Source organism: Acetatifactor muris, from assembly GCF_024623325.1.
GTDB classification, from domain to species: domain Bacteria; phylum Bacillota; class Clostridia; order Lachnospirales; family Lachnospiraceae; genus Acetatifactor; species Acetatifactor muris.
Genome location: NZ_JANJZD010000023.1, coordinates 69,930 through 90,718 on the forward strand (window position 1 = coordinate 69,930; position 20,789 = coordinate 90,718).

At 51.7% G+C, this 20,789-nt stretch carries 25 protein-coding genes and 1 pseudogene; 3 read left to right on the plus strand and 23 right to left on the minus strand.

Annotated features, from left to right (window positions below; translation table 11 throughout):
• Positions 1-37 precede the first annotated feature (37 nt).
• From NSB25_RS19685 to mobQ, 11 genes and pseudogenes are all read right to left on the minus strand, one after another.
• Positions 38-2,107, minus strand: coding sequence for a C40 family peptidase (locus NSB25_RS19685; RefSeq protein ID WP_257479304.1), 2,070 nt, complete (start codon positions 2,105-2,107; stop codon positions 38-40).
• A 25-nt stretch (positions 2,108-2,132) separates the two neighbouring features.
• On the minus strand, positions 2,133-3,080 hold the full coding sequence (gene dcm, locus NSB25_RS19690) for a DNA (cytosine-5-)-methyltransferase (RefSeq protein WP_103242479.1): 948 nt from the start codon (positions 3,078-3,080) through the stop codon (positions 2,133-2,135).
• Positions 3,077-5,515: a VirB4-like conjugal transfer ATPase, CD1110 family gene (locus NSB25_RS19695; protein ID WP_103242480.1), complete on the minus strand. Its 2,439-nt coding sequence runs from the start codon at positions 5,513-5,515 to the stop codon at positions 3,077-3,079. The genes dcm and NSB25_RS19695 overlap by 4 nt, the downstream gene beginning before the upstream one ends.
• Positions 5,466-5,867 (minus strand): PrgI family protein, encoded by a 402-nt coding sequence (locus NSB25_RS19700; RefSeq protein ID WP_009447135.1) that lies wholly within the window; start codon positions 5,865-5,867, stop codon positions 5,466-5,468. Before NSB25_RS19700 ends, NSB25_RS19695 begins: the two co-directional genes overlap by 50 nt.
• 177 nt (positions 5,868-6,044) lie before the next feature.
• On the minus strand, positions 6,045-6,914 hold the full coding sequence (locus NSB25_RS19705; protein WP_103242481.1) for a VirB6/TrbL-like conjugal transfer protein, CD1112 family: 870 nt from the start codon (positions 6,912-6,914) through the stop codon (positions 6,045-6,047).
• A 19-nt stretch (positions 6,915-6,933) separates the two neighbouring features.
• Positions 6,934-7,017, minus strand: a pseudogene (locus NSB25_RS19710) (Maff2 family mobile element protein); the annotation flags it as partial.
• A gap of 89 nt (positions 7,018-7,106) precedes the next feature.
• Positions 7,107-8,771 carry a recombinase family protein gene (locus NSB25_RS19715; protein ID WP_103242482.1) on the minus strand — a complete coding sequence of 555 codons (1,665 nt, stop codon included), beginning with the start codon at positions 8,769-8,771 and terminating at the stop codon, positions 7,107-7,109.
• Positions 8,772-8,777: 6 nt separating this feature from the next.
• Positions 8,778-8,975 (minus strand): hypothetical protein, encoded by a 198-nt coding sequence (locus NSB25_RS19720; protein WP_103242483.1) that lies wholly within the window; start codon positions 8,973-8,975, stop codon positions 8,778-8,780.
• A gap of 240 nt (positions 8,976-9,215) precedes the next feature.
• Complete coding sequence (locus tag NSB25_RS19725) at positions 9,216-10,508, minus strand: virulence-associated E family protein (protein WP_103242484.1); 1,293 nt, start codon at positions 10,506-10,508, stop codon at positions 9,216-9,218.
• Positions 10,509-10,521: 13 nt separating this feature from the next.
• Positions 10,522-11,157, minus strand: a complete 636-nt coding sequence (locus NSB25_RS19730) for a CHC2 zinc finger domain-containing protein (protein WP_103242485.1) — start codon at positions 11,155-11,157, stop codon at positions 10,522-10,524.
• A gap of 63 nt (positions 11,158-11,220) precedes the next feature.
• Positions 11,221-12,810 carry a MobQ family relaxase gene (gene mobQ / locus NSB25_RS19735; RefSeq protein WP_103242486.1) on the minus strand — a complete coding sequence of 530 codons (1,590 nt, stop codon included), beginning with the start codon at positions 12,808-12,810 and terminating at the stop codon, positions 11,221-11,223.
• Here mobQ and NSB25_RS19740 point away from each other — a divergent pair.
• Entirely contained in the window at positions 12,793-12,945 is a 153-nt protein-coding gene (locus NSB25_RS19740; RefSeq protein WP_172455308.1) for a hypothetical protein, read from the plus strand. The genes mobQ and NSB25_RS19740 overlap by 18 nt on opposite strands.
• Before the next feature lie 49 nt (positions 12,946-12,994).
• Here NSB25_RS19740 and NSB25_RS19745 read toward each other — a convergent pair whose 3' ends face one another.
• From NSB25_RS19745 to NSB25_RS19770, 6 genes are all read right to left on the minus strand, one after another.
• On the minus strand, positions 12,995-13,348 hold the full coding sequence (locus tag NSB25_RS19745; RefSeq protein ID WP_103242487.1) for a VOC family protein: 354 nt from the start codon (positions 13,346-13,348) through the stop codon (positions 12,995-12,997).
• 336 nt (positions 13,349-13,684) lie between these two features.
• Positions 13,685-14,005 carry a transposon-transfer assisting family protein gene (locus NSB25_RS19750; protein WP_103242489.1) on the minus strand — a complete coding sequence of 107 codons (321 nt, stop codon included), beginning with the start codon at positions 14,003-14,005 and terminating at the stop codon, positions 13,685-13,687.
• A complete protein-coding gene (locus NSB25_RS19755) occupies positions 14,002-14,301 on the minus strand; it encodes a DUF3847 domain-containing protein (protein WP_103242490.1) in 300 nt (99 codons plus the stop codon). Before NSB25_RS19755 ends, NSB25_RS19750 begins: the two co-directional genes overlap by 4 nt.
• Positions 14,298-14,636, minus strand: a complete 339-nt coding sequence (locus NSB25_RS19760) for a DeoR family transcriptional regulator (RefSeq protein ID WP_103242491.1) — start codon at positions 14,634-14,636, stop codon at positions 14,298-14,300. The genes NSB25_RS19755 and NSB25_RS19760 overlap by 4 nt, the downstream gene beginning before the upstream one ends.
• Positions 14,637-14,828: a hypothetical protein gene (locus tag NSB25_RS19765; RefSeq protein WP_172455309.1), complete on the minus strand. Its 192-nt coding sequence runs from the start codon at positions 14,826-14,828 to the stop codon at positions 14,637-14,639.
• 137 nt (positions 14,829-14,965) lie between these two features.
• Positions 14,966-15,112: a hypothetical protein gene (locus tag NSB25_RS19770; RefSeq protein WP_172455310.1), complete on the minus strand. Its 147-nt coding sequence runs from the start codon at positions 15,110-15,112 to the stop codon at positions 14,966-14,968.
• 248 nt (positions 15,113-15,360) lie between these two features.
• Here NSB25_RS19770 and NSB25_RS19775 point away from each other — a divergent pair, with 248 nt between their 5' ends.
• A complete protein-coding gene (locus tag NSB25_RS19775) occupies positions 15,361-16,173 on the plus strand; it encodes a helix-turn-helix domain-containing protein (RefSeq protein ID WP_103242494.1) in 813 nt (270 codons plus the stop codon).
• Between the two features lie 45 nt (positions 16,174-16,218).
• Here NSB25_RS19775 and NSB25_RS19780 read toward each other — a convergent pair whose 3' ends face one another.
• Positions 16,219-17,037 (minus strand): hypothetical protein, encoded by an 819-nt coding sequence (locus NSB25_RS19780; RefSeq protein ID WP_103242495.1) that lies wholly within the window; start codon positions 17,035-17,037, stop codon positions 16,219-16,221.
• A 128-nt stretch (positions 17,038-17,165) separates the two neighbouring features.
• On the opposite strand from NSB25_RS19780, the gene NSB25_RS19785 reads away from it, so the two are divergent.
• Positions 17,166-17,489, plus strand: coding sequence for a helix-turn-helix domain-containing protein (locus NSB25_RS19785; RefSeq protein ID WP_103242496.1), 324 nt, complete (start codon positions 17,166-17,168; stop codon positions 17,487-17,489).
• A 44-nt stretch (positions 17,490-17,533) separates the two neighbouring features.
• Here the strand turns inward: NSB25_RS19785 and NSB25_RS19790 are convergent, their stop codons facing one another.
• The 5 genes from NSB25_RS19790 to NSB25_RS19810 form a co-directional block, all read right to left on the minus strand.
• The gene (locus NSB25_RS19790; RefSeq protein WP_103242499.1) at positions 17,534-18,028 is read right to left on the minus strand and encodes an AAA family ATPase; all 495 of its coding nucleotides are present in this window, start codon (positions 18,026-18,028) and stop codon (positions 17,534-17,536) included.
• A 39-nt stretch (positions 18,029-18,067) separates the two neighbouring features.
• The gene (locus NSB25_RS19795) at positions 18,068-18,280 is read right to left on the minus strand and encodes a helix-turn-helix domain-containing protein (RefSeq protein WP_103242497.1); all 213 of its coding nucleotides are present in this window, start codon (positions 18,278-18,280) and stop codon (positions 18,068-18,070) included.
• A 254-nt stretch (positions 18,281-18,534) separates the two neighbouring features.
• The gene (locus NSB25_RS19800) at positions 18,535-20,154 is read right to left on the minus strand and encodes a recombinase family protein (RefSeq protein ID WP_257479303.1); all 1,620 of its coding nucleotides are present in this window, start codon (positions 20,152-20,154) and stop codon (positions 18,535-18,537) included.
• Between the two features lie 133 nt (positions 20,155-20,287).
• A complete protein-coding gene (locus tag NSB25_RS19805) occupies positions 20,288-20,485 on the minus strand; it encodes a transposon-encoded TnpW family protein (RefSeq protein ID WP_016227620.1) in 198 nt (65 codons plus the stop codon).
• Positions 20,482-20,789, minus strand: a 308-nt coding sequence (locus NSB25_RS19810; RefSeq protein ID WP_172455311.1) for an ATP-binding protein, incomplete at its 5' end; no start/stop codon positions are given. The genes NSB25_RS19810 and NSB25_RS19805, both read right to left, overlap by 4 nt.

The window sequence follows — 20,789 nt, forward strand, 5'->3', positions numbered from 1 at the left end:
AATCAATTTCTCCTTTCAGATTTTCAATTTTTTGTTGTCAGTTCCAATTCATTAAGCCGTAGCCCTTGATACAGCCATAATTGGCGGGATAGCTCTTTATCTTGCAGGCGTCGCCGGAATTGCCCTCGACGGTATAGACGCGCTCCCCGTCCGTTCCGATAACAAGCCCTACATGGTCTGCGCTCCCGTCCCCGTCCCAGTCAAAAAAGATAGCGTCGCCGGGGGCGATATTCTCATAGCCCCTTGCGCCCCATTGCCCGCGTGACTGGAACCAGGGTACGCCCTGTGACTGGCACCCGGCAAAGCGCGGCTCGCTCTTTCCGGCTTGATTGTAACACCATGAAACGAAACAGGCGCACCATTCCACGCGGCTGTTAAAGCCGTACCAGCTCCAAAAGGGTCGCCCGCCTACGTTGCCGACTTGCCGCTTCGCAAGGTCTACAACGGCGGTGTTGCCGGGGCGTGTGCCGTTTGTAAACTGTACGCCGCTTAAATCCTCGGACGCGCCCATATCGGGGGAGCCGCCGCCGAAAATCAGCGGTTTGTTGCCGCTTGTTTCCAGATAGACGCGGTACATTTCAAGCTGCTGTGGCGTTAGAAGTTCCTCCGCAATCTCGGAAATGGGCTTGTTCGTCAGCTTCACGTTGAGGATATGGTACTCGTAGGGTACTTCCTCGGTGGTCGTTTCCCCGGTTTCCGGGTCTGTGCTTGTTTCTGTGCGGTAGCGGATTTCCGTTTCTTCCGTCAGCGTCAAAGTGTACTGCATGGCAAAGACGCGGTTTAGTTCTGCCTGTGCGCTCTGCGGGGTGTAGGTCTGTAAAAGGGCGGTGAGGTAGGACGCTAACTCATGGGGGTTATGCCCGATACTGTCAAGGTCATAGCGGTATTCGTCATAGCCGGGGTGGGTGCTTTCGATATTGTCAATCTGCTGCTGAAGCTCGTTTTCCTTTGCGGCGTAATTATTTTCCGTCGCCACAAGGTCGCTGTCCTCCGACGTGTAGGAAGTCCCAAGTATGCCGTTCATCAAGCCGGAGAACATAGAGCCGCAAGAGGAAAGCCCCGCCGATACCATGATGAATAAGAGCAGCGCGGCAACGGCGATACATACGCCCGCCGGGTGCCGCCCTACAAAAGCGATTGCCCGTTTGGTTTCCTCGGCTGTTTTCTTTGCTGCCTTGCGGGTGTTCTCTGCGGCTTTCTGCGCCGTTTTTGCGCCCCCTTTTTTCGCTGCCTTTGCATACTGCCGCTTGATTTGCTGTTTCTGCATGAAGCGGGAAAGGGGATTGCTTGCAATCTGCGGATTGTCATGCAGGGCTTTGTGGTACTGGAAATCCACATTCGCCTTGAACGCCGCTTTCTCTGCCTTTGCCGCCGCCCGGTAGGGTTTGAGCTTGTGGCTGCGGTAGCCCTCCTTGACTTTCCGCGCCCCGTACTTTGCGCCGCGCTCTGCCAGTTCTTCGGATTTGTGCGCCCCCTCAACGCCGGAATTGTCCTTTTCAACGGAATGTATCTTGTTGTGGACGAAAATACCCGCTTCCTGTGCGGGGCGGGATAGCGGGTTATTGTGGGGCTTGTTCTTTCCTATGGGCTTTTCCCGTTCCTCAAAGCGTAGGCGGGTCTTGCCTTTCCCGGTGGCTTCGTCAAAGGTGCGCTCCCGTACAAGTTTCTTTTCTTTGGGGATAGCCGCCTTTGCCGCGTCCAGACGGTCGGCTGCTTTGTCCGATTTTCGGATATACTTTTCAAGCTCCGGCGTTGCCCGTTCCTCGTCGGTAAACTGCAAGCGGGAAGATTTTTCTTTTGCTGTGGCTTCTGCCTGTGCTTTCCTCGCTGCCTTTTTGCTCGCCTTTCTGGTACGCGCCCCGTCGATACGCTCCAAGACGCGCTCGGCTGCTGCGGTGTCCTGTTCCCGTTCTGCCCCCGGCGCATGGGGAAGTGGCGGCGTGTCGGTTAAGGGCGGGGAAGTTGCGCCGCCCGGTAGGGGCTGCGCTGCCTGTTCCGGCGGCTGCGGTGCTTCGGTCTTTGCAAAGTCCGCGTCCCTTATCCGCTTGCTGATACGTTTCTTTTTCCCGGTGGCGGCGCTTACCTCGACAGCCCCCTCGCGGGTCATTTTCAGCATGGTCTTGTCACTGGATTTATACTGTTTCATGGTCTGCCCCCTCCTTTTCCCAGACGCACCATTCCGAACATTTCCCGGTTTCCATGTCCGCGATATATTTTAAGATTGGGTAAACCTGTGCCGGCACTACGGCGTTCCCAAGCGTTTTTAGGCGTTTTGACCTGTCCTTTGTGTTCGGGGACAGCCGGGGAATATCCGTAGGCTCTATGCACCAGAGGATATTTCCGTCCACCCCTGTGGGAAGCCCATCAGCCATTCCACCCATTCCGGGTTGAAGCGCAGGGACGGGTCTGTTACCGGCGTCAGAAAATAGATTGTTTCCGAAAGCCCCGCCGACCAGTACCTCCCGTCCCGTTTCTTCCGGCGGAACGCCCCGTTTGGGGATATGCTTATCCGTTCCGTCCTTGTCCTTGAGCCTGTGTCGGCGGCAAGGGGAGTAGGAAACATCAATCCCCACGATAAAAGTTCGCTTGCGTTCATGCCATGCGCCGACGGCACAAGCAGGAAGTACGAATGTCCAAACAGCATATCCCGCCTTTGCCAGGTCAATGAGCGTTTTGTGGAACCCCATATTGATGAAGTTAGCAACATTTTCGCCAAGCACATAATGGGGCCGGAGTTCGTTAATGACGCGGCACATTTCCGGCCAGAGGTAACGGGTGTCCTCAAACCCCTTTTTTGGCCCGATACTGGAAAAGGGCTGGCATGGGAAGCCGCCGGAGAGCAGTGTGAGTTCTTTTTTTCCTGTCCGTTCATAAAAAGCCTCCTTTGTCAGAGTGTGTATATCTCTGAAACGTGGAACGTCCGGCCAGTGCTTTTCCAATACTGCGGTTGGGTAATCCGCCCATTCGCACTGGCAGACGGTTGTGAAGCCTGCGGCTTCGGCGGCTATGTCTATGCCGCCTATCCCGGTAAACAGGCTTAAATGTGTCAGTGGTTTTATATTTTTTTCGTTTTTTATCATGCTTCGCCTACTTCCTCCGGCTTCGTCGTCATTACCCGGTAAAGCTCGGTGTCTTTCGGGAAACGGTCTACAAAGGGCAGCACCACGTTCCCGTAGAAGATAAGCCCCTCGCCCGCTTCGGTGTGGGTGACATATTTCATCTGCTGCGGGGAGATGTTGAGCTGCTTTGCAAGGATAGCCCGGTCGCCCGCCGCCTGATTGAGCATGAGGACAAAATCAGAGTTTTCAAAGATATTCTCCACTTCTCGGCTTGCCAACAGGTCTTTGACGTTCTGCGTAATGGCTGTGGGTATGCCGCCCCATTTTCTGAAACGCTTCCAGATTTCAACGGAATAGGCGGCGGTCTGTTCCTCTTTCAAGAGAAGATGAAATTCGTCCATAAAATACCGGGTGGATTTCCTTTCTGCCCGGTTGACGGTGACGCGGTTCCATACCTGGTCCTGCACAATGAGCATACCTAATTTTTTGAGCTGCTTCCCAAGCTGCTTGATGTCAAAGCAGACAAGGCGGTTAGAAAGTTCCACGTTGGTACGGTGGTTAAATACGTTAAGGCTCCCGGAAACATACAGCTCCAACGCCGCCGCAATACGCGCCGCTTCCGGCTCCGGCTGCTTCAAAAGCTCGTCGTAGAGGTCGCCCAAAATCGGCATTTTCTCCGGGGCGGGGTCTGCAAGGAAAGGGCGGTACACGTTCCTAACGGCGCGGTCAATGACGGTCTTATCGACGGGCTGCAAGCCCTCCTTGCCGCCTATGACAAGCTCGCAGAGGGAGAGGATAAAGTCGGATTTCAGCGCAAGGGGGCTGTCGTCCTCGCTGTAATTAAGGTTAATATCCATAGGGTTCACATACTGGGGCTTCCCGTCAATGCCCTTGCCCGTAGGCGACAAGCGTATCACTTGCCCGTCAAGCCGCTGCACAAGGGAAAAATACTCTGCTTCCGGGTCGCAGATAATTATGTCGTCGTCGGTAATGAGGAAAGCGTTTGTCATTTCCCGTTTGGCTGCAAAGGATTTCCCGCTTCCCGGCGTACCCAAGATTAAGCCGTTGGGGTTCTTTAGCTGCTTGCGGTCGCAGAGTATCATGTTGTTAGACAGGGCGTTTAAGCCGTAGTATAAAGCCGCGCCAGATTGAAAAAGCTCCTGTGTGATAAAGGGGATAAAGATAGCGGTGCTTGACGTGGTAAGCCCCCTTTGAATGGGGATAAGGTTCTCCCCAAGCGGTACAGAGGACATAAGCCCCGCTTCCTGTTGGTAGTCAAGGCGGGTTAAGGCGCAGTTGTTCTTCTGTGCTATGCCCGCCGCCGCGAACACGTCGTTTTCCAGTTTCCTTTTTGTGTCTGCCATGTTCACCACAAGGAACGTCAAGAGGAACATTCTTTCATTCCGGCTCTGCAAGTCCTGTAAGAGATTTTTCGCTTCGCTGCCGAACGTGGCAAGGTCGGACGGTATAATATCCATGTCATAGCCGCTGCGTACCGCCTTTTTCTGTTCCTCGATTTTCATTTTGTCAAGGTCGGTGATTTTCCGCTTGATTGTCTTTATGGCTTCGGTCTGGTCGATACTGTGGATATGCAGATTGACGATAACGCCCGTTTCCAAGTCCAGAATATCCGATAAGATACGGTCGTTTAACTCCGGCGCAAGGATTTCAAGGAATGAAACCGCGCCGATTTTGCGCCCCATACGGAAATAACGCCCCTCGCCAAAACGGAAAGAGGACGGGGCGATAAAGTCCTTTGTGGAAAGCCCGGACGGGGCAAGCCATGAAAAATCAAAGGCAAACTGCCCGCCCTCCGGGTGGAAAATGCCATGCAGCATTTTAAGGCGTTCATAGCCTGTCATGGGGCGGGCAGCTACGCCCAAGAGCTTAAAGTTGTTCAGCACGTCCGTTTCGATACGGGCAAGGCGGGATTTCGCCGCGCCCAGACTGTCGGCTTCAATGGCAAAGGTGATATACTTCGCCTTGACAAGCCCGTTGTTGCCCTTTGCAAGCTGGTTTTGCAGCATATCCCGGTATTCTGTGCGGATAGAATTGAAAGCGTCGTCCTGTGCTGGGATATTGACCGCCTTTTCCGCTTCGCCCCGCTGCGTCCCCTGATTGATGAAAGAGAGCTGCACCGAAACGGAAGCGTCAAAGTAGTTTAGGAAGTCGCACCAGTTTTCAAAAATGGCGGTCTTGTCGTCTGCCTGTGCAAGCTGATAGTTAATATCTTCAAAGGCGACGGTCTTTGAGTATTTGCGCTGCGTAACCTTGCAGATACCGTCCGGGTACATCTGGATATAGGGGATTGTCTGCTGCGCGGTGTGGGCTTTCCCGTCGCCCTTTGCCTGTCTGATGATTTCCGCAATCTGCTTCTTCTCGGCGCGGGTGAGCTTGCGGGGCGGGTTAGGCTTTACGCTTCCCGCCGCGCTGTTTCTTCGTGTTTCCTTTTGCAATCGCTGATACCTCCTTTTCAAGTTTTCTCTGCCGTTCTAAGACGGAATAAAAGTTGTCTGTCCTGTATGGTCGTTCTTTAGGGGCTATGAATTTTGTCCGTATGATGTTCTTCACCACCACTTCAAGGGGCTGTCCATGCTTCTCATACATGGCAAAGAGGAAACAGGGCAGCATGACGGCAATCATAGCCATAGACGCAAGGCTTGTGCCTGTGCTGTCTTTAAGCAGAAAGAAAAGCGGCAAGCCGAACAGGAGAGCCGCCGCAAAACATACAATCTGCCGTTTGGTAAGGTTGAACGCTACTTTTGTCTTGACTTTGGATAAGTCTTTGGGTACGGGTACATACGCCAAGTGAAAACCTCCTTTCTCTGGGTTTTGTGCTGCTGTAAGTTCCCATAGGGGTAATCAAGGCAAAGGTCAATTTCTGCCCTTTGCCCGTCCCTATTCTATGGGGTTTTCCCGCGTCAAGGTCGGGTCGTATTTTCGCCGCTTCGCTCTGAAAATCTCCACCCTACCCTTGACACGCCGCTAATGCGCGGAGAAAATCGACTTCGCCAGTGCGCCGGATTTGAACAGGGAGAAACAGAGGATAACGGTATAGGCTGCAAGGGAAAAAATCGCGCTGTGCAGGTTGTCCGCTATTATCATGTTGTTTACCAAAACCGCGTAAATGCCGACGCATATCATTATGAGGAAGCCTTGAAAACCGATAGCGAACAGGGATTTTAGGTAGTTGTTTCCTATCTGTCCCCATTCCCGGTTAGTCATTGTTGCGAATGGGATAGGCGATACCGAACAGTAAAGGTAAATTTCTATCATGCGCCCGTAGAGGATAACGGTTATCAGTACGGACATTATCTTCATGCACAAGCTCACAAGGCTTGTTTCCATGACAAGTAAGAGCAGTTCGGGGATTTCCATAGCGTCAAGCCCGCTCTGCATGGACGACAGGGCGGCGGCAACATCAATCTCTGTGCTACCGCCGATTACCCCCGCCGCGCCGGAAACAACGTGCTGCGCCATATCGAACACCGCCATAGTGATGTCAAAGGTATGCGTCACAAGATAGACTGCGACGTAAGCCTTGAACACCCACTTGAAAAACATGGAAGTGTCAACGTCGTGCATATTGTTCTTTTCCGTTACCATGCTGATAAGCTCATAGCATAGGACGTAGGTAATGACAAGCCCCGCAATGGGTACGATTACATTCTCCGATAACGTCCGTATCATGGAGAAGATACCCGCGTTCCACCCTTGCGGGGTCTGCCCTACCTCTGCGGCGATGGTGCCGACTTTCTCGTTTACGTCCCCGAACATAGTTGACAGATTACCGTTTATGGCTCCTATGAGGATTTCCTTTATCCATTCGTTAATCGCGTCAAGTATGCTCTGCATAAGCCTTTACCCGCGCTTCTTAACCGAACAGCCCGGAAAGCAGCGGTACAAGGGTCATGCCGATAAGGGCGACACCGCCGCCCGCCATGAGCTGTTTTATCCCTAATTAGGAGTAAAACCTTGCTCGATGGCGGGCGGCGGCGTGTCAAAAAATATATGGAATTGTTTTAGAACCGCCCCGGCAAGGACAGGTCAGCCCTTGACCTGTTCCACCTCCGGGATGGGTTTGAGATTGAAGTGAATTTCGATAGAAATGTGTCGTGTCTTATCGCTGTCGATGTGTTCATGGACAACGATTTCTTTAATCAGGCGGTTTAAGGTGGCTGCGTCCAGTTCCGTGATGTCGGCATATTCCTGAATGGCGTCCACCCATTGTTTGGCGTCCATAGCCAGCCGCATTTCATCAGCCAGCTTCTTGCGCCCCTGTGCAACCCGTTCTTTCAGTTCAGCCTGTTCCTTCTGCGTCTTGTCCAGCATGAGATTGAAGTTGGCTTCGCTGATCCGCCCGGCAACCATGTCCTCATAGAGCCGCAGCACCATCTTTTCCAGCACCTCGATCCGTTCCTCGTCCTTGGAAAGAGAACGCTCTAACGCTTCCCGCTGGCCTTTCTGCTCGGCTTCGCAGGTGTCGGTCAGCTTCCCGGCAATGGCCTCCCCGTCGGTCAGGGCAGCCTTGGCGCACTCCCGGATTTTGTTCAGGACAAGGTGGTAAAGGGTATCGTATTCCACCCGGTGCTGGGAACAGTGGTTCTTGCCGAACGCACCATAGGTCTTACAGGCGTAAATCTGCTGCGGGTGCTTGGCGTGGGTGGTGCGGATGGTCAGCGACTTACCGCACTCGCCGCACTTGATAAGTCCGGCAAACAGGCTAGTTTCCCCATTCTGCCGGGGGCGCTGGCGGGATTTCAGCTTGTCCTGCACGATGGCAAAACTTTTGCTGTCAATCAGCGGTTCGTGCCGTTCCTCCACCACAATCCAGTCCTGCGGCTTCTTCTCGCCAATGGTGCCGATTTTGAAGCGGTAGTCCTTCTTTTGGGAAGCTATCGCCCCGGTATAAACGGGATTCATCAGGATGTCCTTTATCACAGAGAAGTCCCACATATACCGCCCGTTTTCCGGGTCTTTCTTTTCCCATTTGGTGCGGACATTGCGGAAACCCCGTTCCCGGTTCCACCATGTAGGGCAAGGCACCTTCTGTTCTTCCAGCCTGCGCCGGATGAAGTTGGGGCCGTGTCCTTCCAACGCCCAAAGGAAGATTTGCCGGACAATGGGGGCGGTTTCCTCGTCCACCAGCAGGTGGTTTTTGTCCTCCGGGTCTTTCCGATACCCAAAGGGAGCCACACAGCCGGTAAACTGGCCTTGCTGGGCTTTCAGAAGATACGAGGAATGTACCTTCTTGGAAATATCCTTGCTGTACATCTCGTTCAGGATGTTCTTGAACGGCGCAATGTCGTTGTTGTCCCGCATGGTGTCGATACCGTCATTCATGGCGATATAGCGGACGCCGTGACGAGGGAAGAAGTCCTCGATCAGTGTGCCGGTCTGCAAGTAATTTCGGCCCAACCTCGATAAATCTTTCGTTATCACAAGATTTATCTGCCTGCGCTCGATGGCCTTTAACATCCGTTTCAGGTCGGGGCGCTCCATGTTCAGCCCCGTGTAACCATCGTCCTGATAGACTGCCACAACCTCCCATCCCTGCTTTTCGCAGTAGCTTTCCAGCATATCCCGCTGGTTGGCAATACTGGCGCTCTCCCCGTCAAGGTCATCGTCTTTGGAAAGCCTGCAATAGATGGCCGCCCGGAAGCTGCCCGCCAGAATTGCGTCCATGCCTGTGTATTCGTATCCGTTCATCATAACCGTTTACCCGCACAATCCAGACGGAACACGGTTCTTCTGAACCTCGTCTTTATTATACCCTAAATCTTGTGTTTTCACAAGATTATCCTTGCCGGTATTCTGCCCAAATTTTTGGGCAATCAGGCTCACAAAGACATCCGCTGCGTCCAGCTCGCCGTCAAAAACTGTGGTAACATGAATCTCTGTTTTCGTTTTTGCCATAGGCAGTTATCCTCCATAATAGAATAGGCAGACAAGGAGAAGGTCGGCAACGAAGTCCGGCAACGGGCTTCAAAAAACTTCAAAACCATCTCTGTCTGGCGGTTTGGTTACAATTTATATTTTCTTTTATTTTTCTGTTGCTTTGGTTGCTGATAGGGGAAAAAGCCCGCAGTTATGGGGCTTTCTCCGGCAACCAGCCCGGCAACGGGAGTGCAACAAAGTCGGCAACGGGGAGGATTTTCAGAAAGGAAGCTCCATCTGCTCTGTGACCTCCACAAATCCCTCCGGAATTTTTTCGGCTCTGTTGCTGGTGCCCGTTGCTTTCGTTTCACGCTCCCAGCCCTTCTGCCTGCCGTATTCCGGGAACATCCGGGGATTGGAAAAGTAGTGCCAGCCTGTGACACAATGATTCATAATGTCGTTGACCTCCCGGATTTCCCATTGTTTCGGCTCGTCAAAGGGGCGGTTCAGAGCTTCCCGGAAAAGCTGCTTGGAACACACCATGCTGCCGGTATAGCGATCAAGATATGCTTGGATCATCCCGGCTTTGGTGTCCTCCGGCATAAAATCCCCCTGGTGTTCTTTGAGATAGCGCACCATTTCAGGGCTGAAAGACAGCTCAAAATCCCCGCTGCGGTAAATGGTCATGGCTTCCGCCCATAGCTGCTCCATGTAGGCTCTGGAAGCGGCTTCATCGTCCAGAATGTGAACTTCCGCCTGTTCCGGGTACACCATGACCGGCAGAAAGCGCCGGTTGCCGGAACGGTCAAGGGGCAGGAAGTCCAGGGCATTGGAAGTGCCGCCGAACACGCATTGCCGCAGCCTGTCCTCCGGGTGGGTTTCGTATGGGATTTTATAGACCTCCTTCTGTCGGCTCAAAAAAGACTTGATTTCCTCAATGCTCTTGGCGTTTGCGGTGGCGATCATTTCCGACATCTCAATAATCCAGTGGCCTTGCAGCTTGCGGTACACATTGTCATCGTCCAGCTTGCGAAGGTCATCGGAAAACCACTCGTCTTTCACGGCCAGCAGCCGGAAAAAGGTGGATTTCCCAGCTCCCTGACCGCCCACCAGACAGAGCATGACCTCAAACTTGCAGCCGGGATGAAATGCCCGGTGGATGGCTCCCAGTAGGAACAACCGCAGGGCTTCATAGGTGTACTGGTCGCTGTCGGCTCCTAAAAAGTGGTGCAGGCAGGTACAAATACGCTCGGTTCCGTCCCATGAAAGGCCGTTCAGGTAGTCCCGGATGGGGTGATAGCCGTTTTCGTTGGCAACGATCCCGATGGCGGCGGCAATCTTCTTTTCGCTGGTCAGCCCATAGGTTTCTTCCAGATACAGGAGCAGATAGTTCATATCCGTGTCTGTGATGGCGGTGCCGGTACGGTGGTAGCCGATGGGCTTGATGATGTCGGTGCGCTCGGTCAGCAGATTTTTGGCGATTGCCCCGGAAAGCAGCGGGTCATTCTGAAAGACGGTCAGGCAGTTGCGGATACTGTTGCGGACGCCGCCTTTCTCGGTGCTTTCCAGCATGGCTTTGACTTCCTCAACGCTCCGGGGCGGCGGTGCTTCTTGTATGGTCTGTTCTGCGGCCTGCCGTATCTCCGGCGGCAAGCTCTTCCATTCGTATTTCAAGATTGCTCACTTCCTTTCCACAGTCGATGATAAGGGCTGCCCGTTCCTCCATGTCCGGGGAGAGCAGCACATCCAGCAGATAGTCCACATAGTCCTGCTTTTGTAGGGCTTCCACAAACAGCGGGTGGAAATCCTCGTCTGGTGTCTTGGGGGCATAGTCCCGTTTCCAGCGGCGCAGCAGGTTTCGGTAATCGCACAGCACCCGGAAGCAATAGCGTTCCATGCGGTGGAACCGCTGTTCCGGGGTTTCCTGCCGGGGCTTTCTGTGACGGGGCGGCTCCTTGTCCTCATAAGGGATGGAAAACGCCTGCGCCAGCATAAGGGCGGCTTCCTTGGGGCTGACAGCTTCCAGACGGGAAACAAAATCAATCACATCCCCGTCTGCCTGACAGCCGAAACAGTGAAAACGCCGGTCAACCTTCATGCTTGGGTTTTTGTCTGCATGGAAGGGACAGACGCACATCCCGTTCCGTCCCACCCGGATTCCGAAATGCTCGGCAGCCTGCCTGGTGGTAACAGACTGCTTGACAGCTTCAAATACATTCAACTAAATCCTCCTGAAAATAAGAAAAGCGCCTGTCATTCTCGAAAAGAAAATGGCAAGCGCCTGTTAAAGTTCTATATCCTGTTTTTTCTCTGTGCGGGGCTGCTGGCGTTTCTCGGTCTGTTCCTCCCGGATACGCTGCGCCCGGCCTTTGACCGCCTGCTGGATGGACGGTTTCTTGCCCGGTTCGGCGGTCTGGCGGTACTGCTCGGACGGAAGCACCTGATTGAGCCAGTGGCGCACATCCCGGAGAATCTTCACATCCTCCTGCAACGCCGACAGGCGTTCCCTGTACTCGGCCACCTCTCCGGCAAGCTGCGTCCGTTCCTCATTCAGCTTTTTGGTGCTGTACTTGGTTCCCTCCAAATGCACCTTGAAATAGCGGACAGCGGCATTGTAGGCGTCCAGCTCGTCCCGACGGTCGGCTGCAAACTGTTCCTTTGGTTTCTTAAACCGGATGGCGGCATATTCCGCATGAACCGGCTTGTGGGCTTCAAAGTTAGCGATATGGGAAAGCAGGGTGTCGATCTCTTTCATGCGCTTTTCCTTCGGCTTCATCTCTTCCCGGATGGAAATGGCCTGTCCGCTGACGGTATCCAGATAGGCGTCCAAACTCTCCACGGTGGACAGCTCCTTTTCCCGCAGATAGCGGATGGCCTCCATTACCTTGTTGAAGTCATTTACAGTGCCTTTGAGCTGGCCTTTGCTCGTCCAGCCGGTGCGCTCCTCCCGGCGCAAATCCAGATATTTGCTCAGCAGTTCCGGCAGGGTGGGTTCCTTCGCTTCCTGCAAGGCTTCCAGCAGGGCGGCCTTTTTCTCCTTCAGGTCTGCAATCCAGCCTTTCAGATGGCGCACCATCTGACGGATGGACTGCATGAGCCGGTTGGCGGCGGTAATGTCCCGGTTCAGGTTGCCGATGTTGGTCTGTATCCCTCGTTTCTCCATCTGGCTGACCGCTGGCCCCATGTGGACGGTGGGGATTTTATCAAGCCCCTGCCGTTCATAGGAACGAAGGTCAAGGCGTTCCGGGCGGTCATTGGCTTCCAGATAGCGATTGGCGACAGCCGCCCAGCCCTGCCGCCATATCTCGCCGTATTTCTGGTCGTTCCAGTCCACGGTGTCCTCCTTGTGGCTTTTCCAGTTCCCGGATGGGAGCCGGATACGCTCGCCGTTCTCGTCAAGGTCATAAACCTTCCGGCTCTTGGAAAGCCATTTCCCGGTTTCGTCCATTGCCCGCATGGTCAGCAAGATGTGGGCGTGGGGATTCCCGTCCCCCTTATCGTGAATGGCAAAGTCGGCAATCATGCCTTTGGAAACGAAAAACTCCCGGCAATAGTCCCGGATCAGGTCGGCGTGCTGCGACCGGGGAATTTCCCTCGGTATGGCAAGTACGATCCTGCGGGCAAGCTGGGAGTTCCATTGTTTTTCTACGGCTTCGGCGGCATTCCACAAAGTGTTGCGGTCTGCGTACTCCGGCGGGGCGTGGGGTGGCAGCATGATTTCGGTGTGAACAATCCCTCGTTTCTCGGAATAGTATTTCTGCTTCTGGTCGTACTCGGAAAACAGCCGTTCGCCGCTCTGGTAAGCTGCGGCGGCTACGGCTGATTGGCGGTTGCTGCGCTGGACGATTTTTATATCATGGTGGGGACAGGGCATAACGGCTTCCTCCTTCCTGTGTTTGATTGGATAGAGTGGTGGTTTGCCACCTCATTTTGGGCAAAAGAAAAGCAAGAAACCGTTTCTGATTTCCTGCTCGGTGATGCCGCTGGTGGCGGCTATATTCAGTTTTGAAAGTTCGGGTCAGGTTGGCCCGATGATGGACAGGTCGATAAATGGGAAGTTAGCTGTTTTTTGGAAAACTCCTAAAGAAAATCATGTTATTATCAGGATCATAAAAACTCATGTTAATTGCACCCCAAGGTCGTTTTGTAGGGCCTTCGATAATTTTGACTCCCATAGCTAATACCTTTTCATATTCTTTTTCTATATCATCGACAGTAAACGCTAAGCAAATATTCTGATTTTGATTATTCTTTTCTGTCCCATCATTATAAATGGTCAAAGTGGTTTCTTCGGTAATAATAAACTGATGGGTTTCATCATTACTGTCATTTTCAATTTCAAGTAGTTGTTTATAAAAGGCTGCAAGCCTTGGTACGTCGTTTGTTAATAAACCCACTTCGCCAATTTTCATAAAAACACCTCCATAAATTCAATTCCGATTTGTCGCTAGCTTTATTATACTATGACCGGTCACTTTTGGGAATAGAAGAATTGTAAACTTGCTAAACGAGAACAGCTTACAGCGCAAAATGTTTTCGGGCGGTAAGTACACAAAGGGGTAGCTGGCACAAGCCAGCGCAGGGGAAGCGCAGCGTCCCCTGTGATGATTGGAAGCAGCCGCAAGTGTGCTGGAAATCATCCGCTTTCCGCAGGAAGCCCCCGGCAGGGCGCAACGCACCGGCTCGACCGGTGTATAGTTGCGCCCTCTTCCAGAGGGGCAGCCCACGGGCGGCGGCTCTGGAAGCGATTATGACCGTTCCCGGTCTGGCTGCTTTCTCTTGGTTTGTGGCTTCTGCGTCCTCGTCTGTGCCCTGGCTTCGGCAAGCCTGCGCCGGATGGAATTGTCCCGTTTCTGGATAAAGTGCTGTTTTGTATCAGCGATAAAGCGGCGGCACTCCGGCTCCGGGATGGCGTCCAGCTTTCGGATGGTACTCTCCACAATCTCCCTTGTCTGCCGGTCACGGATAACCGGCACGATTTCTTTCAGCCCCGCAAGGGTGTCGTCCTTTGTACCGGCGGCGTACTGATAGACCATAGCCAGCTCGTCTTTAGAAAAATCCATCTTCATTCTGTGCCCTCCTTTGCTGTGCCGGTTCCGGCAAATACTTTTTCCATAAGCTGCCGGGTGCTGTCTTTATGGAATAGCAGCTTCAAAAACAAACTGACCTGTTCATCCGTGATGGCTCCCGGGTGGGGAAGGTAGCTTTCCAGCATGGCGGCTCTGGTACAAAGCCGGTGCGTCCGTTCCTTCCGGGTAAGCGTCTTTGCCTGATGGATAAGGCGTTTTTCCTCCTGCTCCGCCCAGCGCAGCTTCTTTTCCGTTTTCTCTATCTCCTGATTGAGCTTTTCCAGCTTTTCACTCATAAGCGGTTGTCCTCCTTCTTGGGAATGAGTACATATATCTTGTTGGGTTCTCCGAAGCCCTGACGCACTCGCAGTATCAGTCCGGCGTCTTCTAATTCATTCAGGGAACGCTTCACGGTCATGGCGCTGCGGGCAAGTGCCGACGCCAGTTCCACAATGGGGAAATGGATAAATAAAATCCCATTGGCGTCCTCTATGCCGGATAGGAAAATCATATCCAACATCCGGGCGTACATGACCTTGGCGGTGCTGCTGATCGGGAGCCGCAGCATGGCTCTCGGCAGCGGCATACAGGGCGGCAGGGCGGTGTCTGCGGTCATAAATTCAACTTCCATTCAATCGGTGTCCTCCTTTACTTTTCGTTTTGAGCGTTTGGAAAGATAATGGGGACAGTCTACAATGACCGCCCGGAAGCTCTGCTTACAAGTACGCTGGCATTTCCGGCAAAGGTCGTTGTACGTTACCCGCCCCCGTTCATTGAGGAAGAAGGACAACTCCAGCTTCCTCTTTTTCGGCATTCTCGGCATGGTGCCTCCTTAAACAAAAATCCGCCCATTTCAGCCGTAACAGCCGCAATAGACGGATAGCAGATTTTAGTGTCGTGTTTCGGGGCGATTTTCAAGGAAAATACAGCCATAGAGCCGCCCGGAAATCCCCCGCAGTATTACGGATAGGGTAGACTATGCCCTATCGGATTGTTGTGTTTCGGTATCAATTCGGTGTTCATTTTCGCCGGTTCTCCCTGATGTCGTTCCTGCCCCCGGTTCTTGCGGCGGCGTTTTGTCCCCTTTGGTACGCTCGTTGCGGTCAAGGTTCCTCCAATTCCTTGCCGGAAGTCGCTGCGCTACTTCGCCGGGGGACATATCCCATACAGGCCGGTCATTCGATTGGAATAATCCATCGATGAACTACCTGTATCATAGACCATTTTTGTGCCCTGTGCCGTATATCCACAAAGTAGGATTTCGGGGAGAAAAACGGAAATTTCCACGATTGCGGACGGGTATGGTATAATGGCATTAACAGCGGCAGCCAGCCGCAGGAAGGAGTGAACAATCTATGCTGAGAGCGACTACCATACAGGAACGTCTTTGGGAGCTACGCAAGGATAAAGGCTTAAATCTGGAGGAATTATCAAAGGCGACAGGTATTTCAAAATCTGCCCTTGCCAGCTATGAAGCAAACGACTATAAGGAGATCAACCACGGCAACCTTGTGACGCTGGCAGACTTCTATCAGGTGTCCGTTGATTATCTGCTGTGCCGGACAGAAAACAGAGAGCAGGCCAACACGCCCTTAATGGAATTACATTTGACAGATGAAATGGTGGCGCTGCTGAAAAGCGGTCGTATCAACAACCGGCTCCTTTGCGAGATTGCTACCAACGATAAATTTGAGCAGCTTATGACCGACACGGAGATTTATATAGACGGTCATGCGACCTCTACTTTCCGTACCCTTTATGAGTCTTTGGAAGAACAGCGGCAGACTATCGTTCAGAAATACAAACAGGCAGAAAATGATTTCTATTCAAAGACTATCCTTGCCGCAGAAGTAAAGGAAGAAGATTTCTTCTGCCATGTGACGCACAAAACATGGGACGCCATTCTCCACGACATACGGAAAGCCCATGAGCATGACATTGACAGTACGCCGGATTATTCTGCTGCAAAAAAAGTGGCGTTAGATATTCGGAAAGCTATTCAATCCTCCGGGGACTATCTCGGAAAGGTGTGGGCGGTCATTTTCAACATGCTCGGCATTGACTTTTACAAACTGCCGCCGGATGAACAGAAGATATTGAAAAAGATACTGTCAAAATCTCCGAACATCAAAAACAGCCCGTTCAACTTCCGGCGCAAGGGAAAATAAAAACTGCCGTTGTGGGAATGGGTGTTCCTGCAACGGCAGCGTCTTTTATTCGCCGGTATATGCAATTTTTATCTCATAGCCGCCATCCTCATAGTAGGTGTGGAAAGAATAATCTCCAATTTGTAAATCCCCTTCTGTGACAGGGTAGAAGGTCTTTTCCTCGGCGTCATAGATTACGGCCTCGTCCATAAATTCATCTTCAACGGTAGTCAGGATTTTCCGGATACAATCATCACAAAAATGCGTTTTCATTTTGTGGGCGCTCACAATGCCCCGTCCCCGGTCAATGGAAGCGGTGGCGCTGTCCATGTTGGGATTTGACATCATCATCAAATGGGCTTCACTGATTTCATCGTATCCAGAGGTAATCATTGTGCCGCCTCTTTCCCGTTGGCTTTCAATCGGTTCGGTTTCATCGAATATTTCCATCCCATAGGCTTCGCCGGTATTCAGGAAAACCAGATTGATACGCTCAGGGAAGCCCCGTTCCAGACAGCAGCCGTCAGCCGTATTCGGGATATAACGGATAAGATTTTCAATGTCCTGCCCGTACTGGCTGTACACTAAATCATGCCGGATAGTTTGGGCGATTTCCTCGTATTCATCATCAGTGGCCGTTGCCATGTAGGTAGCGATTGTTCCTAAGAGTTCTTCCATATCTTTTTGATTTCGGTGGTTCGTCCATATATTTCCAACCATAATCCCGATTGAGAGAAAAATAAATGTGACAGCCCCTATCATAAAACCACCATAGAGCAGGGAACGCTTGTCGTTCTGGCTTAGATGTTTTTTGTCCATGTCCAGTTCATCATCTTCCCAGAAATCCAGCCAATTTTCCCGCAGCTTTCTCCATATATTTTTCATATCCATACCCTCCAAAAAGCCATAAGCTAATATCTTATAGTCTATCAGAAGCTATTGAAAACAGCAATCATATTATAGTCTTAAAGTGTACAAAATGATAACTGATAGCTAATAGATGGGTGTAGACTATGGAAAAGAATGGATTAGGGAAGCGTATCAACGCAGTAAGGAAAGACCGGGGCTTAACTGCTGACCGGCTCTCGGAAATGTGCAATATCAACGCTACTTACCTCCGGCAGATTGAGGGCGGCGTAAAAATGCCCAGCCTGCCGGTATTCATAGACATTTGCAAGGCTCTGAAAATCTCGCCGGATTATCTTCTGCAAGACGAACTGGAAGAAAATGAAATTAGTACCATCCGGGAGATAGAAGCACTCTGGAAGGATACTTCTCCCAGCAAACAGGCGCTTGCACTTGCCATGATAAAAGCAGTGTTGGAGCATAAGGAGTAACAGAACAGCCAGCCGGTTCCGGCTGGCTGAATTATTACGGATAATTAAAGTTGTTTTATTTCATCTGAAATCATAGGTATCGTTTTGTTGTTTGTATCTATTTTGATTGTATTTAATGCTTGATACAGAGGAATTCTTGCCATGCTTCTTTCAATAACATCAGCACTACGAATACCTTTCTGAACATCTCTTGTTAGCCTATTCATCAAATTATCAGAGTCTACAATAAGTGAAATACATTTCACATCGCAGTTGGTTATATCCAAATTTTCGATAATAGAATCAATAATGGCTTGTTCGTGCATTACCCAGCAGAAAATGATATTCTCATATACCGAACAACTCAAAAAATTATTAAGCAAATGGCAAATGTTGTCTATTACGATTTTTTTCGTTTCTTCTGTTACCTGAAATGGGCTGGAATCCCAACACCAGTCTCCGTCAAGAAAGACAGAATTTGGCAAGTCCTTTTTGAGCTGCTGACTTACTGCCGTTTTACCAGCGCCCATTGTCCCACCGATAAGGTATAATGTTTTCATAATCATCTCCATAGAATCTGAGATTTCTTAGTCTTTTGCTCAGTTATTATCATCTTTTTCTAATTCTATCACATCCAAAATGCCACAATTCAGAGCTTCGCAGATACGAACCAGCGTTTCCATGCTGATATTTTTTCCCTTACCCATGTTTGCAATCATATTTGTGGTAAGACCGGCGGCAATCCGCAAGTCCTCTTTCCTCATATTGCGCTCAACCAGCGTATGCCAGAGGGGTTTATAGCTTATGTGCATTTATCCTCCTGCCTTTCTCCCGGTTACGGGGTTCCTGCTCCTATTATATCAAAATTCTTGCTATCCCACAAACATTTCTTGACACAACCGCCGGTTCCGTCTGGATTGTGCTTTTCCTTTCTTCTCTTGATTACATCTACTTAGCCATAAGCTGCTTCATGCCCTGGCTTTTTGCTCATGTGAGATAAAGAAGTAAAAGAAGTGTAAAAAATTTTGCCGTTCCCTGTCCGGCTGACTGCCGGACGGGTCGGGCTTTAGTCGGGCAATTCTACCTTGCCGACAAAAGAGTAATAGATTTCGATTTCCTGTCTGCGGAGCTTCCCCCGCCGTTTCCCGTCAAGGGCTTCCGATTCGTGGATTACGATTTTCTCCACAAACTCCCGCAACAGGGTAGGGGTGAGTTCCTCAAAGCTGGTATACTTGCGGACTACTTTCATAAACTTTTCAGCGTTTGCCGTGGCTTCCAGCGTCTTGGAAAGCTCGCCCTGCAGAACGGCGGCACGCTCTTTCAGTTCCTTTTGCTCGGCTTCATAGTCTGCCGAAAGCTCCATGAAACGCTCGTCCGATATGCGCCCCGCCACGCTGTCCTCATACAGCCGCTTGAAGATAGCGGAGAGTTCCGCAATCCGCTTTTCTGCCGCTTCCAGCTCTTTCTTCTTGGCGGCGTTCCGGCGTTTGCTCCCGTCCTCGGTCTGGTCGGTCAACAGCTTCATAAACCGGGCTTCATGCTTGGCGGCGTAGCTGGTGACTTTCCGTAAATTCTCGGTCACTCCGGCAGTCAAGAGGTCGGTGCGGATAAAGTGCGCCGTACAGTCTGCCGTGCGCTTCTTGTAGCTGCCGCATATGTAGCAGTCCTGTTTCCGTTTATCCGTCTGATACCTCTGCTGGTACATGACGCTGCCGCAATCCGCACAAAACAGTATGCCAGAGAACAAGCCCACTTCATCATAGCGGTTAGGGCGTTTGCGTTGCTTGCGTAGCTCCTGCACACGCTCCCATGTGTCCTTATCGATTATCTGCTCGTGGTGGTTCTCGAAGATTGCCTGTTTGTCCTCGCTGTTGTAGATAATCTTGCTGCACTTGTAGGATTGGGTGGTGGTTTTGAAGTTCACAAGGCAGCCCGTGTATTCCCGGTTTTCAAGGATATGCACCACGGTGTTCGCCGCCCACTTGCACTCGTAGCCGGGGTGGTAGCGGCGGGTTCTCCCTGTCCGGCGGTATTCCAGCGTTCCCGGCGTGGGGATTTCCTGTTCCGTAAGCATACGGGCTATCTTGGTCGGTCCGTTCCCGGCAAGGCAAAGGCTGTAAATCTGCTTCACCACGGGGGCGGCTTCCTCGTCAATGATGAAATTTTCGTCCTCGTCCATGAGGTAGCCATACACGGGCTTGCTTGTGACAGGCTTCCCACTCATGCCTTTTGAGCGTTTTACCGCCCGGATTTTCTTGCTCGTATCCCTCACCAGCCATTCGTTAAAAATATTTCGCAAAGGCGCAAAATCATTTTCGCCCTGTGCGCTGTCAACGCCGTCATTGATTGCAATGAAACGGACGTTTTTCTGTGGGAAAATCATTTCCGTGTACATTCCCACTTGTAAGTAGTTTCGCCCTAACCTTGACATATCCTTTACGATAACCGTTCCCACAAGCCCCGCTTCAATGTCGGCAAGCATGGACTGGAAGCCGGGTCTTTGGAAATTTGCCCCGGAGAATCCGTCGTCCGTGTACCATTTCAGATTGCCGAAGCCGTTCTGTTTTGCGTAGTTTTCAAGGATTCGCTTCTGGTTGCTAATGGAATTGCTCTCGCCTTGCAGCTCGTCCTCATGGGATAACCTCGGATAAAGGGCGGTGATTTTTTGGGTGGTCTGTCTTAACATGGTTTCCTCCGTTTCCGACAGCCAGCCCACTATTCCGTATGTCTATTATACCATAGGGCGGGGCTGGCTGTACAGTCCTTTTTGTTACTTTATGACACATAATGTCGGATAAATTTCAGCAAGGAATGTCACTTCACATGGCATGGGCGGCAGTTCCCCCGGCTGCGCTTTCCGCTTCCAGCACTTTCATCATCTTGTCGGCGGCGGTGGCGGTGGTGTCCTGTTTGAAATAGCCGGAAACCACAAGGACGGTATTCCCCCGGCGTACCTCGGTCACGCAATCCGGGCGGCGGGCGGTAGTGGCGGCGTTTCTGTTGGGGGTGTCGGTCATAGGCTCTCCTTTCTGTTCAGCAGCATTTTAAGGCGTTCCATTTTCGCCTGTGCTTTGGCTTTTCTGAAATTCTCCCCGGTAATGCGGACGGGGGTACACATTTCCGTAAGGCGGTCATATATCCGGGCGTGGGCGGTGTCCTCCGGGTTCTGCAATTCTTCCAGCGTCAAATTCGTTGTGACAATCAGCGGCTTTTGGCTGCGGTATCGGCTGTCAATCACGTTATAGACTTGCTCTAAACCGTATTCCGTGCCACGCTCCATGCCGAAATCGTCAAGGATAAGCAGGTGGAAGCTGCAAAGGC